The sequence below is a fragment of the Xenorhabdus yunnanensis genome (assembly GCF_028598805.1).
Classification (GTDB): Bacteria; Pseudomonadota; Gammaproteobacteria; order Enterobacterales; family Enterobacteriaceae; genus Xenorhabdus; species Xenorhabdus yunnanensis.
The window spans coordinates 1-14,985 of sequence record NZ_JAQRFI010000002.1 but is presented as its reverse complement, the minus strand read 5'-3'; the positions used below and the strand labels follow the sequence as shown (position 1 = coordinate 14,985).

Genomic DNA, 14,985 nt, shown 5'->3' with positions numbered 1-14,985 from the left:
TATAGATGACTTCTTAAGATAGGACTCATAATGATTGTAGTACATTTTATTTTTAATGGGCGAATAAGAAACTGAAAAAATACCTCTTTACAGTATCCTGTCTACATTCATCTTCTTTGTTACCCTTCACATAAATAAACATCAATCAATAGCAGTAGTCACAACATCACCCATCCATTTGTTATTTATGATATTTTACCGTGCATTCAAACAAACTGGAAAAGTAGAGAGTCAAATCATATATTATTCATTACCTTGCTGGGTAGCAGCCGATAATATCATCTTTAGGCTTTTCATATAAATATCAGATCATCATATCAAGAACACTCATTTATTATTAATCTATGTGATAAATCACAAAGATAATTTTTTTAAATTAATCTAAATTATTCAGGCTAAATATATCAATATTGATTCTACTGTAATTAGAATATATGGAGTCTGTTTAACCTCATTAAGGTTATAGCAATCATTACGTTTATTGACACACAGCTACTGACACACAATCAATATACCCAATAGATTTCAAATTGCAGCTTGAAAGATAAAGGGGTTCAAAGAGGATGTAATATGTTACGTAAGACAGGCTTTTTCTTTGATGAACTTTGTTTCTGGCATAACTCTGGGTTACCACATGTAGCCGTATTTCCCGTTGGGGGATGGATACAACCACCGAGCAGTGCAGGACACGCAGAATCACCAGAAACTAAACGCAGAATGAAAAATTTAATGGATGTATCAGGTTTAAGCCGCTCACTGCAACTGCGTAGTGCTGAGCCTCTTGATGATACAGCATTAAGACTAGTTCATACCGAAGAGTATTTACAGCGTTTTAAGTCCATGAGTGATAATGGTGGAGGGATGTTGGGATCTGAAGCGCCAATGGGACAAGGTAGTTATGAAATCGCCAAATTGTCCGCCGGACTCACCTATGCTGCAGTAAAAGCCGTGTTACAAGGTGAATTAGATAACGCTTACAGCCTTTCACGTCCTCCCGGACATCACTGCCTGCCAGATCGAGCGATGGGATTCTGTTTCCTTGCCAACATTGCCCTCGCCGTTGAGTACGCCAAAGAGCAGCTTGGCGTTGGTCGGGTTGCCGTCATTGACTGGGATGTTCACCACGGTAATGGTACACAGCATATATTCTGGGAACGTGACGATGTTTTGACAATTTCACTGCATCAAGATGGCTGTTATCCCGAAGGCTACAGTGGTGAGGAAGATATCGGCGCTGGCAAAGGGAAAGGTTTCAATATCAATATCCCATTGATGGCGGGTGCTGGACACAATAATTATCTCTATGCCATGGATCAGATTGTGCTCCCTGCACTACGGCGTTACCAACCAGAACTGATCATCGTTGCTTGCGGCTATGATGCCAATGCGTTTGACCCTCTGGCACGGATGCAGTTGCACAGTGACAGTTTCCGTGAAATGACCCGCAAGGTACAACAGGCTGCCGATGAACTGTGTCATGGCAAATTAGTCATTGTTCACGAAGGGGGTTATTCCGAAGCCTATGTACCTTTCTGTGGATTAGCCGTCATGGAGGAATTAAGCGGCATTCGTACTGAAGTTAACGATCCCGTACTGAACTTGATCAAATTGCAGCAACCGAAAGAACGATTTGAAGCATTTCAGCGGCAAGCTCTTGATGAACTGAAACTGAAATTTGATCTGTAAGGATTAAAGATATACCTGCCCGATAAAATAATTTCGGGCAGGATAAACAGCATATTAGCCACCGACAGCTATGCGTTTCATGTCCGTCATATAACCACGCAAAGTACGGCCGATAACTTCAATCGGATGGTTACGAATCGCTTCATTCACATCACGTAACTGCGCATTGTCAATACCACGATCTGCAACTGATTTTCCTAAATCTCCTGCTTGCAGAGTCGCCATGAATTTCTCTTTCAACAGTGGAACTGCAATGTAAGAGAACAGATAGTTACCATATTCTGCCGTATCAGAAATTACCACGTTCATCTCATACAGACGCTTGCGAGCAATGGTATTCGCAATCAGCGGCAATTCGTGCAGAGATTCGTAATAAGCAGATTCTTCAATAATACCGGTATCCACCATAGTTTCGAATGCCAGCTCAACCCCAGCCTTAACCATTGCAATCATCAACACGCCGTGGTCAAAATATTCCTGCTCGCTGATATTACCGTTGTTGACGTTACCATTACCGTCTGGGTAATTCTCAAACGGTGTTTTGCCCGTTTCTTCACGCCAAGTCAGCAGATTTTTATCGTCATTAGCCCAGTCAGCCATCATAGTGGAAGAGAATTCACCAGAAATGATGTCATCCATATGTTTCTGGAACAACGGAGCCAAAATCACTTTCAATTGCTCAGAAAGAGCATAAGCACGTAGCTTCGCCGGATTGGAAAGACGATCCATCATCAGCGTAATACCGCCCTGCTTCAAGGCTTCAGTGATAGTTTCCCAACCAAATTGGATTAATTTCCCTGCATATCCCGGTTCAGTGCCATCAGCAACCAATTGGTCATAGCACAACAGAGAACCAGCCTGTAACATGCCACATAAAATGGTTTGCTCTCCCATCAGGTCAGATTTAACTTCTGCCACGAAAGAAGATTCCAGTACGCCTGCCCGATGTCCCCCTGTTGCAGCGGCCCACGCTTTCGCGATCGCCATCCCTTCACCTTTTGCATCATTTTCTGGATGTACAGCAATCAAGGTAGGTACACCAAATCCGCGCTTATACTCTTCGCTAACTTCCGTACCCGGGCACTTAGGGGCAACCATCACAACGGTAATATCTTTGCGCACCTGCTCACCCACTTCGACAATGTTGAAACCGTGGGAATAACCCAGCGCAGCGCCTTCTTTCATCAGGGGTTGAACCGCCTGAACCACCGCAGAATGCTGCTTATCTGGCGTCAGGTTGATAACCAAATCGGCCTGTGGAATTAACTCTTCATAATTGCCAACTATGAAACCATTTTCGGTTGCCTTACGCCATGATGGTCGTTTTTCATCAATCGCTTCTTTGCGTAGCGCATAAGCTATATCTAAACCGGAGTCACGCATATTGAGACCTTGGTTTAGCCCTTGCGCACCACAGCCAACGATCACCACTTTTTTGCCTTTTAAATACCCTGCTTCGTCAGCAAATTCTTCCCGCGCCATAAAACGACATTTGCCTAATTGCGCCAATTGCTGGCGCAAATTCAACGTATCAAAATAATTAGCCATGGTGACTCCGATATAATTAGATGTGAGGTTGTTTGCATACAGACAATATATGATATGAAAGCTATTGCTTAAATTGATATATTAACAAGATTATATTGCAGATAATGCAACAAGCTTTCTCACGGCAAAAACTCTCTAGGCAAAAGGCCTCAAACGATGGATCTACGTGATTTAAAACTATTTTTACACCTTGCGGAAAGTTGTCACTTTGGGCGCTCAGCCAAGGCCATGCACGTCAGTCCATCCACGCTTTCACGCCAAATCCAACGCCTTGAGGAATTATTAGGGCACCCGCTTTTTCTGCGAGATAACCGAACAGTAAAATTAACCTCCGCTGGTGAACAACTCAAACAATTTGCTCAGCAAACCCTCCTGCAATATAAGCAGCTACAGCATTCATTAAACCACCAAAGTCCATCACTGACAGGAGAGTTACGGCTATTCTGTTCGGTCACGGCTGCGTATAGCCACCTGCCACAAGTCTTAGATAAATTTCGGGCAGAGCATCCCTTGGTGGAAATCAAGCTGACAACAGGAGATGCCGCTGATGCCGTTGATAAAGTTCAATCTGATGCAGCAGATTTGGGTATTGCAGGCAAGCCGGAAAAACTACCTGATAATGTCCGTTTTACCAAAATAGGTGAAGTACCGCTGGTACTGATTGCGCCCTCACTGCCTTGCGCCGTGAGAACCCTCGCTACACAGGAATCCCCCGACTGGAATAGCATCCCATTTATTCTGCCCGAGCACGGCCCCTCCCGCAAACGCATTGAGTTTTGGTTCCGTCGGCATAAGATCCTGCACCCCGTAATTTACGCGACAGTTTCCGGTCATGAAGCGATAGTTTCCATGGTGGCACTAGGCTGTGGGATTGCGCTAATCCCTGCGGTTGTTGTCGAAAATAGCCCTGAACCTGTGCGCAACCGTATCTCACTACTGGAAAATATCTCACTGGTCGAGCCATTTGAATTGGGTGTCTGTACGTTGAGTAAGCGCTTGAATGAACCATTAGTTAAAGCATTCTGGGAACTTTTGTAATTTGGAAATCTTATATATCCGTTGTCTTTCAAGATGCAGCCAACAAAGCTGCAACTTGAAAGACAACGGATATAATAGGAAAAGTAGTAGAAAAGATAATGCCAACATCATCGCTTATTACAGAAAAAATAGAATAAAATCAGCAAAATACCTCCATATAACAAGAGGCTATTTTGCTTTTTATTACTTTACTATATTATTGCTTAAGTCAAAAATAATTTAAATGAGGAATTATCAGTTTCATCATGATATTCATAGCCCAGCGCATCCAAATGGCGATCAAAACGCACTTCTGGCCCTGAAAGTTCAAAAGCAGCCAATACACGCCCATAATCCGTGCCGTGGCTACGGTAATGAAACAGAGTAATATTCCAATAAGTTCCCAGTGTCTGCAAAAATTTCAGCAAAGCCCCCGGAGATTCAGGAAAGGCAAAACTAAACAACCGCTCCTGCAATGGTTTGGATGGCCTGCCTCCGATCATGTAACGCACGTGTAACTTTGCCATTTCATCATCAGTAAAATCAGCAACTTGATATCCCGATGATTTTAACTCTTCAATGATTTCACAACGCTCAGCATTTCCCCTGCTCAATCTGATACCAACAAAAATACAGGCTTGGTTTGGATCTGTTGCACCCGAATAACGATAACTGAATTCAGTCACGACGCGAGTACCCAGTATCTGGCAAAATTGCAAGAAACTTCCCTTTTGTTCAGGAATAGTCACCGCCAGCAAGGCTTCGCGTTGCTCCCCAAGCTCACAGCGTTCTGAAACGTAACGCAACCCATGAAAATTCACATTGGCACCAGAAAGAATATGCGCCAACCGCTCTCCCTGAATCTGATGTTGCTGGATATATTTTTTCAAGCCTGCCAGTGCTAACGCACCAGAAGGTTCTGCAATCGCCCTGACATCTTCAAAAATATCTTTCATGGCGGCACAGATAGCATCACTGTCCACCATAATGACATCATCAACATATTGCTGGCATAAACGAAACGTTTCATCGCCAATGCGTTTGACTGCCACACCTTCCGCAAATAATCCAACTCTTGGCAAATCAACCGGATGCCCGGCCTCCAGTGCTGCTTTCAAACAAGCAGAGTCTTCGGCTTCTACTCCAATGATTTTTATTTCGGGTAAAAGCTGTTTGATGAGAACGGCAACCCCCGCAATCAAGCCACCACCGCCAACGGGAACAAAAATGCGATCAAGATGAACATCCTGCTGTAGCAACTCCATCGCCAGTGTAGCCTGACCTGCAATGACGACAGGATGGTCAAATGGTGGCACAAAAGTGTAACTGTGTTCTTTTGCCATTTCGATTGCTTTTGCCTTCGCTTCATCGAAATTCGCACCATGCAACAAAACCTCTCCACCAAAATTGCGAACTGCATCGACTTTAATATCCGCTGTTGCTATCGGCATCACAATCGTCGCTTTTATGCCAATCTTATTGGCCGATAATGCAACACCTTGTGCATGGTTGCCTGCGGAAGCCGTAATCACGCCTTTGTTTTTTTGCTCTTCCGTCAAACCAGCAATCATCGCGTACGCACCGCGCAATTTGAAACTATGCACCAACTGGCGATCTTCACGTTTAACCAAAATAGTATTGCCTAAACGAGCCGAGATTTTTTTCATTTCCTGTAAAGGAGTGACTTGAGCAACATCATAAACCGGCGCACTCAATGCGGCCTTGAGATATTCCGCTCCTTTGGGTTCCGTATTAAGAGGATAAACTGCCACAATCAGCTCCCCAGTTTGGTTTTATCACGTACTGCGCCTTTGTCAGCGCTAGTCGCCAAGGAAGCATAAGCCCGTAATGCAAAAGAAACCTGACGCTCACGGGACTTAGGTGTCCACGCCTTATCTCCGCGAGATAATTCAGCCTGTGTACGTTCTGCAAGTTCGTTTTTAGTAACATCCAACTGAATTTTACGGTTTGGAATATCAATATTGATGATATCGCCGTCATGAATCAGCCCAATCAAACCACCATTTGCCGCTTCTGGAGATACGTGTCCAATGGATAACCCCGATGTTCCTCCAGAGAAACGTCCATCCGTAATCAATGCACAACTTTTCCCCAACCCCATGGATTTTAAATACGTAGTGGGATAGAGCATTTCCTGCATACCTGGGCCACCTTTCGGCCCTTCATAGCGAATGACAACCACGTCACCTGCCACTATTTTTCCACCAAGAATGGCTTCTACTGCATCTTCCTGACTCTCGTAAACTTTAGCTGGGCCTCGGAAAATCAGAATTTCTGCATCAACACCTGCTGTTTTCACTATGCAGCCATCTATTGCAATGTTGCCAAATAAAACTGCCAGCCCACCATCCTGACTGTAAGCATGAGTGCGCTCACGAATACATCCTGCTTCGCGATCAGTATCCAGCGATGGCCAGCGACAATTCTGTGAGAAGGCTTGTGTGGTGCGAATTCCTGCTGGCCCCGCTGAATACATGCTCTTAACACTTTCATCTTCTGTCAGCATGATGTCGTACTGGGCCAACGTTTGTGGCAAATCCAAACCCAAAACATTTTTCACATCACGATGCAAAAGCCCTGCGCGATCAAGCTCACCAAGAATTCCCACCACACCACCAGCACGGTGCACATCTTCCATATGATATTTCTGAGTACTCGGAGCAACTTTACACAGGTGAGGCACTTGGCGAGACAGACGATCAATATCCGCCATAGTGAAGTCAATTTCACCTTCTTGAGCAGCAGCCAGCAGATGCAGAACAGTGTTAGTCGAACCGCCCATCGCAATATCCAATGTCATGGCATTTTCGAAGGCCGCTTTGGTCGAAATATTACGCGGGAGAGCACTATCATCATTCTGTTCATAATAGCGTTTAGTCAGTTCAACAATGCGTTTGCCAGCATTGATAAACAGGGCCTTACGATCCGCATGTGTAGCGAGCAGGGAACCATTGCCCGGCTGTGAAAGTCCAAGCGCTTCAGTTAGACAATTCATCGAATTCGCCGTAAACATACCAGAACAAGAACCACATGTCGGACACGCCGAACGTTCAATTTGCTCGCTCTGTTCATCACTGACATTTGGATTGGCCCCCTGAATCATGGCATCGACCAAATCCAGTTTGATAAGTTGCTCGGATAATCGTGTTTTACCCGCCTCCATTGGGCCACCAGAAACAAAAATAACCGGAATATTCAAGCGCAGCGATGCCATCAACATTCCTGGAGTGATTTTGTCACAGTTGGAAATGCACACCATCGCATCAGCACAGTGAGCATTGACCATGTATTCCACCGAGTCAGCTATTAGCTCACGCGAAGGCAATGAATAGAGCATGCCACCATGCCCCATTGCGATACCATCATCAACAGCGATGGTATTGAACTCTTTCGCAACACCACCTGATGCCTCAATCTGTTCTGCCACCAGTTTGCCAAGATCACGCAGATGTACATGCCCTGGCACGAACTGTGTGAATGAGTTAACAACCGCAATAATAGGCTTTCCAAAATCTGCATCAGTCATACCCGTGGCTCGCCATAAAGCACGGGCTCCCGCCATATTGCGACCATGCGTCGTCGTGGCAGAACGATATCTAGGCATTGTTTTTACTCCCAAGTCTGTCTTATCAATTAGCTTTAATAATAATTATCTTCAATAATCAAAACAGGCGAGGAACGATCGCCTGTTGGTTTTATATTTTTTATTCGGGATTAATAGGATCTAACCAACCCCATTTATCTTCTGTTGTACCATCAAATAAGCCAAAGAACGCGCTTTGGATTTTTTTGGTAATTGGACCACGTTTGCCGATACCAACCTGAATGCCATCTACGCCACGAACCGGAGTGATCTCCGCAGCAGTTCCTGTCATGAAGACTTCATCCGCTAAATAAAGCGATTCACGAGAAAGTGCTTGTTCACGAACTTCCAGACCAAGATCCTGTGCCAGCTTGATGATGGCATCACGAGTGATCCCCGGCAGAGCAGATGAAGTAAATGGAGGAGTGAATAGAATTCCATCCTTCACTTCAAATAAATTTTCGCCCGCACCTTCTGAAATATAGCCATGAACATCCAGTGCAATACCTTCCTGATAACCATGGCGTCGCGCTTCGCTTCCCACCAGCAAAGAAGAGAGGTAATTTCCACCCGCTTTTGCACCTGTAGGGATCGTATTTGCGGCCATGCGATTCCATGAAGAAACCATCGCATCAATGCCCTGCTCCAAGGCTTCCTCACCAAGATAAGCCCCCCACGGGAAAGCTGCAATAATAACGTCTGTTTTATAACCAGCAGGTGGGTTTACGCCCATTCCAACATTACCCACAAATACCAATGGACGAATGTAAGCACTGACTAATTTATTTTTACGGAGTGTTTCGCGGCAAGCTTCCATCAATTCATCAACACTTTGGTTCACTGGAAAACGGTAAATTTTGGCTGAGTCATGCAAGCGCCGCATATGTTCACGATGACGAAAAACAACCGGCCCTTTGTGGGAGTCATAGCAACGAATTCCTTCAAATACTGAAGTCCCATAATGTAGAGCATGGGACATAACGTGAACGTTGGCATCTGCCCAAGGCACCATTTCCCCATTGAACCAAATATAATCAGCTTGCTTTGTCATTCTCAGTTTTCCTTCAATGGCGCACTATGCGCTTATCAATTGTGATTCTTTATGTTTGATCTCGACACCAGCAACATCCACCAATTTCATCAATTGGGAAAAAAGTAAATTAACTGGACGCTGACTAGTCACGGTGAGTTCAATATTTACATTATCACTATCTGTTATATGATCCATATTCAATGCATATATCTGGAATCCGCGATGGCGGGTAACCCTCAGGATCCGTTCCAAAATCTCAGGGCAAGACCGCGCCTTAATAGCAAGTTGATGCTGTATCATAATGGCTTCTCCAACATAGTTTCGTTGCTTGCGCCTGGTGGAACCAAGGGCCAGACATTCTCTAATTCATCAATAGACACGTGTAATAAATACGCGCCCTCGCTATTGAACAAAGCATCCAAGGCTTCATTCACTTGTGCTTTATCAGTAATTCTTTGCCCTGGAATACCAAAGGCCTGCGCCAACGTAAGGAAATCAGGATTATCAGTTAAGATTGTTTCGCTATAACGCTTGTCAAAAAACAATTCTTGCCACTGACGAACCATACCCAATCTCTGGTTATCCAATAAGATCAGTTTGACCGGCAATTGCTTACGTTTAATGGTGCCCAACTCCTGAACATTCATCATGAAAGAGCCATCGCCAGATATGCAGATAACCATATCTTCCGGGCGCGCCATCTGAGCACCAATCGCCGCTGGAATACCGAATCCCATCGTTCCTAATCCACTTGATGTGATGAAATTCTCTGGCTGACTAAAAGTCATGTGCTGGGCAGCCCACATTTGATGTTGCCCGACATCGGTTGTGATAACGGTACTGGGCGAGGTGCGGTCAGAAACCTGCTTCAACAGCAGCGGAGCATAAATACTTTCGCCTTGATAGTCATAACGACATGCATGTTCATTTTTTAATTGTTTGATTTCTTGCTGCCAGGCCTGGATCGATAAGGATTGCTGTAAATGAGGCAACAGAGTTTTTAAATCGCCCAATAATGAAACGTGAGTTTGGCGTAATTTATTGAATTCAACGGGGTCAATATCCAAATGAATAACTTTGGCATTAGGTGCAAAGGTATTCAGCTTCCCGGTAACACGGTCATCAAAACGCGCACCAGCAGCAATTAACAAATCACAGGATTGAACGGCAAGATTAGCTGCTTTAGCACCATGCATCCCTAACATTCCTAAATAACATTCATGTCCAAAATCAGCCGCTCCCAAACCTTTCAATGTGGAAACGACGGGGATACCTGTTTCTGATACAAAATTACGTAATTCAGGAACAGCGTCAGACATGCCAACTCCTCCCCCCACGTACAAAATAGGTTTCCGAGATGAAACTAACAATTGACGAGCCAATTCCAGCTCTTGTTTTGGGAGAGAAAATTGAGAGGATGTAGGTATAAAATAGGGTGCAAAATTACCCTGGGCCAACTGAATATCTTTTGGTAAATCAACCAGAACAGGGCCAGGACGACCACTCATGGCAATAGTAAAGGCATCGGCTATGATTTGAGGTAGTTTTTCCAGTGAATCAACAAGAAAGCTGTGTTTTGTACAAGAAAGAGACATTCCCAGCATATCGATTTCCTGAAAGGCATCCGTTCCCATAAACTCAGAACTCACCTGACCGGTAATGGCTACAACAGGGACAGAATCCAATAATGCGTCAGCCAATCCCGTGATTAAGTTTGTCGCTCCAGGTCCTGATGTCGCAATGCAAACGCCTGGCTTACCACTTGCCCTCGCGTAGCCGATTGCAGCCATAACGGCACCTTGTTCATGGCGGCATAAGATGTGTTCAACACCTCCGTCATACAGCGCATCATAAACTGGCATTATGGCTCCACCAGGATAACCAAAAACTTTTTCAACGCCCTGTGTTCGTAATGCCTCTACAACCGATTGTGCCCCGTTCATTGCCGTCACCCCTATTATGTTTATCTTATCGTTGGCTGTTGTGATGTTTTGTTATGCCCGCTTCTACGTGTCTAGCCTAAAAAAAACCCCCGCGCCTTTCGGTGCGGGGGGTTTTTTGGAGTCTGGCTATTCTTCTGTCTAAGCCATTCTTCGTCCTAGTGCAGCCCCGCACGGTGGGATAATCACCACCACGCTCACAATAATTAGGCTAATCACTAGGACAAATGTGTTCATAATTCTATTCGTTTTCAACTCGTATGCTTGACGTATATTTAAGAGTTATCACTTTCTATGACTGTTTACAACGATTATTTTTATTTTTTCATAACAAAATTATTTTTATTTATATTTTTCATTTAGATAAATTAACAAACAGATAAATTCACTAGAATTCACCCATTTTTAGCTTAGAAAAAATCATCATCTGTTTATTTAGTAAAATAATTAATAAATAAAACAATAAAAATATGAGATAATCATCTGTATCCATATGATTTGGAAAAAATACGATCCAAACCAACTTTGTTGATTCGTGGTTACCATCATTGAAAAAATATAGATTCAAGATTTATTAAATTAATTTTATATATTTTATTTAGTTATAATTTTCAAAAGATATCACTCATTATCACTTGATTTCATTATCATAAGAGCTTCCGCCTGTTAGATTATTCATATATAACATTATGTTATTATTAAAATTCAAACGACTGAATAATTTTCAATATAGCCATAGCGATAAATATATTTACGAACCTTTTCACAAAATAACGCAAGGCGACTTTTTATTATTTTTTATCGATTCATGATAGCAGCTTTCTTGCTAAGGAGAGCATCATGACACTTGCCGTCATTCATACACGGGCAACCATTGGTATTGATTCCCCTATCGTCACGATAGAGGCACATATCAGTAATGGCTTACCCGGCCTCACTCTTGTTGGTTTACCTGAAACTACCGTTAAGGAAGCCAGAGATCGTGTCCGAAGTGCTCTAATCAATAGTGGTTTTACCTATCCTCCCAAAAGAATTACCGTCAATTTAGCACCTGCGGATCTTCCCAAAGAAGGGGGGCGATATGACTTACCCATCGCTATCGCAATTTTGGCCGCATCGGAGCAAATCACGACAGATAAGCTACATGATTATGAGTTTTTAGGTGAGTTAGCACTCTCTGGCGAAATACGGCGAGTCATGGGAGCCATTCCCGCCGCATTAAGTGCAAAAAAAGCAGGAAGGCAACTTATCCTCTCCTCAGAAAACCAGGTTGAATTGGCTATTTTGTCTCAGAACGAAACGTTGATAGCAAACCATTTACTTCAAGTCTGTCATTTCTTACAAGGAGAAAAAACGGCTTTATCCCCCCCTTCTCCTGTTGAACCACAAGCCGAACCATCTGTCTTGGATATACAGGATATTATTGGGCAAGAGCAAGCCAAGCGAGCGTTGGAGATCACAGCCGCTGGCGGACATAATCTCCTGCTACTTGGGCCCCCAGGCACAGGCAAAACCATGCTTGCTAGCCGATTATGTAGCTTATTACCCCCATTGACGCATCAGGAGGCTCTGGACGTCGCTGCAATTAATAGCTTAGCCGGAGGGTTGATTAATTCTCAAAAATGGCACACACGTCCATTTAGAGCCCCTCACCATAGTTCTTCAATGGCAGCTCTTGTTGGAGGAGGTTCAATACCTAAGCCAGGAGAAATCTCTCTTGCGCACAACGGCGTTTTATTTCTAGACGAATTACCCGAATTTAACCGCAGTGTTCTTGATGCTCTGCGTGAACCATTAGAATCTGGAGAAATAATAATATCCCGCGCTAGGGCAAAAGTCTGTTTTCCTGCTCAAGTTCAACTGATTGCAGCCATGAACCCTAGCCCAACTGGCTATCACCAAGGGATGCATAACCGAAGTAGTCCACAACAAGTATTGCGCTACCTTTCCAAACTTTCAGGCCCTTTTTTAGATCGATTTGATCTCTCTATTGAAGTTCCCCTGCTTCCTCCTGGCATTTTGAGTCAATCATCGACAAAACATGGAGAAAGTAGTCCGGAAGTCAAAAAACGAGTAGCAAGAGCAAGAAGAATACAAATAGAGCGGTGTGGACATATCAATGCCCATCTCAGTAGCAAACAAACCGAAAATATTTGCAAAATTAGCATAGAAGATGCTGTTTTTCTGGAAAATACGTTATTGAAATTAGGGCTATCTATACGTGCCTGGCACAGAATTCTCAGAGTTTCCCGCACAATCGCAGACTTAAAAGAACAAAAAAAAATAGAAAAACCAGATATTATGGAAGCACTCAGCTACCGAAGTATGGATAGGCTACTTATTCAATTACAGAAACAAGCTGGATAGGCTATAGATTAAGAAAAGGGGCAATTTTTGCCCCTCTTGCGTAGATCATTAATATCAATGATGGTATTAATCATCAGAGTCGGTATAGTCCTCTGCAGAATCAATCTGCGGTTTTCCGCCTGAAAGAGTATGAAAACGTTTTGGACGGCTAATTTTTACCAAATACTTAGCCCATACCTTTTCCTCTAGCGTTGCAGGTGCACGCTCACCACGGCAAACTGAAACAAACAGTTTTTCTTCTTCTGTTTGAGGCTCACGTTTACCAAGGTCCAATTCATTGAACGCATGACCATGACGTTCTAGCAATTGAGCCTCTTTGATGGTGAAATCACCATGACGGGAAAATCCACGTGGATAATTTTTATTATCAAAAAAACGATTAGTCGTGATGAAGCTTTCAGCCATCTGACACACTCCTAACTCTCATGTCATACTAATTATGGCGCGGAGTATTAGGGAGGCTTGACATTCTGTAAAACAAAATATTTAAATCTTAACGACAAAAACTATTGGAGATGCATGTGGACACTGAATTACTGAAAACCTTCTTGGAAGTCAGTAAGACTCGTCACTTTGGTCGGGCAGCTGAATCGCTTTATTTAACACAATCCGCCGTTAGCTTTCGGATCCGCCAACTAGAAAATCAGCTGGGAACCAATTTATTCACACGACATCGCAATAATATCCGCCTAACTGCGGCCGGAGAACGTCTGGTACCCTATGCAGAATCACTAATGAGTACTTGGCAATTGGCGAAGAAAGAAATCAATTATGTTGCCCAGCACATAAAACTTTCTATTGGTGCTACAGCATCCCTATGGGAAAGTTATCTCACATCCTGGCTAAATACATTTTATCAACTCCATCAAGAAACAAGAATTGAGTCTCTAGTTTCGACACGCCAGTCGTTAGTCAAGCAATTGCATTCTCGTGAATTAGATCTGTTAATTACCACTGAATTGCCCAAAATGGATGAGTTTCAAAGCCAGTTGATAGGTAATATCCAGCTTGTTTTATTAACAACCCAGCATAATCTTGATAAAGGGGTAGAAAATTATATTAAATTGGAATGGGGAGCTGATTTTCATCAGCAAGAACAACAAATCTTAAAGAGCGACCATCCACCTATCATTACAACCACATCAGCACATATTGCCAGAGAATTATTGAATAGCGTTAACGCTACAACCTTCCTTCCTGTACACTGGCAAGAGAAATATCCTGAACTCGTTGCCTCTCCTAATACTAAGTTAATAGAACGTCCATTGTATGCTGTATGGTTGCAAAACAGTGACCAACAACCCCTAATCCAGCACTTATTAAAAATACCTGTTGAGAAAGCACCTGTAACTGCCTGAGAGTGACTTTTATAGTAAAAAGGAAGGGATTGTGATATAGCAAGCGAAGGAGTAGCGCTACAAATAGAATAGAATTAAAAGAGATTCGAGATTAAAACTATATGTTAGTTAGAGCCACATGTTAGAGTCACGTAAAAAATGACAAACAAGAAAAAACCCAGCTAAAATTAGCTGGGCTATTAATCTGAAAGCTATATCAATTATTACTTAGTTGTTAACTGGCAGGGGCGGAGAGACTCGAACTCCCAACACCCGGTTTTGGAGACCGGTGCTCTACCAATTGAACTACGCCCCTAAATACGGTGGCGGTGCGGACGGGATTCGAACCCGCGACCCCCGGCGTGACAGGCCGGTATTCTAACCAACTGAACTACCGCACCACCGAATTTCTTCAGCCCTGCTGCCTTTTGTGCCGGCAACCGGCGTTTAATT

12 protein-coding genes and 2 tRNA genes are annotated in these 14,985 nt (G+C 43.5%); 4 read left to right on the top strand and 10 right to left on the bottom strand.

Translation table 11 applies throughout. From position 1 onward, the window contains the following. The first annotated feature begins 570 nt into the window (after window positions 1–570). Window positions 571–1,686 carry a histone deacetylase-like amidohydrolase gene (locus PSI23_RS00915; RefSeq protein WP_273553300.1) on the top strand — a complete coding sequence of 372 codons (1,116 nt, stop codon included), beginning with the start codon at window positions 571–573 and terminating at the stop codon, window positions 1,684–1,686. Window positions 1,687–1,740: 54 nt separating this feature from the next. On the opposite strand, the gene ilvC is transcribed toward PSI23_RS00915, so the two are convergent. Further along, complete coding sequence (gene ilvC, locus PSI23_RS00910) at window positions 1,741–3,234, bottom strand: ketol-acid reductoisomerase (protein WP_273553299.1); 1,494 nt, start codon at window positions 3,232–3,234, stop codon at window positions 1,741–1,743. A gap of 156 nt (window positions 3,235–3,390) precedes the next feature. Here ilvC and ilvY point away from each other — a divergent pair, with 156 nt between their 5' ends. Further along, window positions 3,391–4,272 (top strand): HTH-type transcriptional activator IlvY, encoded by an 882-nt coding sequence (ilvY, locus tag PSI23_RS00905; RefSeq protein ID WP_273553298.1) that lies wholly within the window; start codon window positions 3,391–3,393, stop codon window positions 4,270–4,272. Between the two features lie 203 nt (window positions 4,273–4,475). Here the strand turns inward: ilvY and ilvA are convergent, their stop codons facing one another. From ilvA to PSI23_RS00875, 6 genes are all read right to left on the bottom strand, one after another. Beyond that, window positions 4,476–6,023: a threonine ammonia-lyase, biosynthetic gene (gene ilvA, locus PSI23_RS00900; protein WP_373567266.1), complete on the bottom strand. Its 1,548-nt coding sequence runs from the start codon at window positions 6,021–6,023 to the stop codon at window positions 4,476–4,478. Between the two features lie 2 nt (window positions 6,024–6,025). Beyond that, window positions 6,026–7,876 carry a dihydroxy-acid dehydratase gene (gene ilvD, locus PSI23_RS00895; RefSeq protein ID WP_273553297.1) on the bottom strand — a complete coding sequence of 617 codons (1,851 nt, stop codon included), beginning with the start codon at window positions 7,874–7,876 and terminating at the stop codon, window positions 6,026–6,028. 100 nt (window positions 7,877–7,976) lie between these two features. Then, window positions 7,977–8,906 carry a branched-chain amino acid transaminase gene (locus tag PSI23_RS00890; protein ID WP_273553296.1) on the bottom strand — a complete coding sequence of 310 codons (930 nt, stop codon included), beginning with the start codon at window positions 8,904–8,906 and terminating at the stop codon, window positions 7,977–7,979. A gap of 24 nt (window positions 8,907–8,930) precedes the next feature. After that, window positions 8,931–9,188 carry an acetolactate synthase 2 small subunit gene (gene ilvM / locus PSI23_RS00885; protein WP_273553295.1) on the bottom strand — a complete coding sequence of 86 codons (258 nt, stop codon included), beginning with the start codon at window positions 9,186–9,188 and terminating at the stop codon, window positions 8,931–8,933. After that, window positions 9,185–10,831, bottom strand: coding sequence for an acetolactate synthase 2 catalytic subunit (gene ilvG, locus PSI23_RS00880; RefSeq protein ID WP_273553294.1), 1,647 nt, complete (start codon window positions 10,829–10,831; stop codon window positions 9,185–9,187). Before ilvG ends, ilvM begins: the two co-directional genes overlap by 4 nt. A gap of 138 nt (window positions 10,832–10,969) precedes the next feature. Then, window positions 10,970–11,065: an IlvGEDA operon leader peptide gene (locus PSI23_RS00875; protein WP_273553293.1), complete on the bottom strand. Its 96-nt coding sequence runs from the start codon at window positions 11,063–11,065 to the stop codon at window positions 10,970–10,972. Between the two features lie 603 nt (window positions 11,066–11,668). On the opposite strand from PSI23_RS00875, the gene PSI23_RS00870 reads away from it, so the two are divergent. Continuing rightward, window positions 11,669–13,195 carry a YifB family Mg chelatase-like AAA ATPase gene (locus tag PSI23_RS00870; protein WP_273553292.1) on the top strand — a complete coding sequence of 509 codons (1,527 nt, stop codon included), beginning with the start codon at window positions 11,669–11,671 and terminating at the stop codon, window positions 13,193–13,195. 66 nt (window positions 13,196–13,261) lie between these two features. Here the strand turns inward: PSI23_RS00870 and PSI23_RS00865 are convergent, their stop codons facing one another. Further along, on the bottom strand, window positions 13,262–13,600 hold the full coding sequence (locus PSI23_RS00865; RefSeq protein ID WP_273553291.1) for a MaoP family protein: 339 nt from the start codon (window positions 13,598–13,600) through the stop codon (window positions 13,262–13,264). Window positions 13,601–13,716: 116 nt separating this feature from the next. Between PSI23_RS00865 and hdfR the strand changes: the two genes are divergently transcribed. Continuing rightward, entirely contained in the window at window positions 13,717–14,553 is an 837-nt protein-coding gene (gene hdfR, locus PSI23_RS00860) for an HTH-type transcriptional regulator HdfR (protein WP_273553290.1), read from the top strand. A gap of 219 nt (window positions 14,554–14,772) precedes the next feature. Here the strand turns inward: hdfR and PSI23_RS00855 are convergent. Both PSI23_RS00855 and PSI23_RS00850 read right to left on the bottom strand, forming a co-directional pair. Then, window positions 14,773–14,848: transfer RNA gene (locus PSI23_RS00855), tRNA-Trp, on the bottom strand. A gap of 8 nt (window positions 14,849–14,856) precedes the next feature. Beyond that, window positions 14,857–14,933 (bottom strand) — tRNA-Asp (locus PSI23_RS00850). Window positions 14,934–14,985 lie beyond the last annotated feature (52 nt).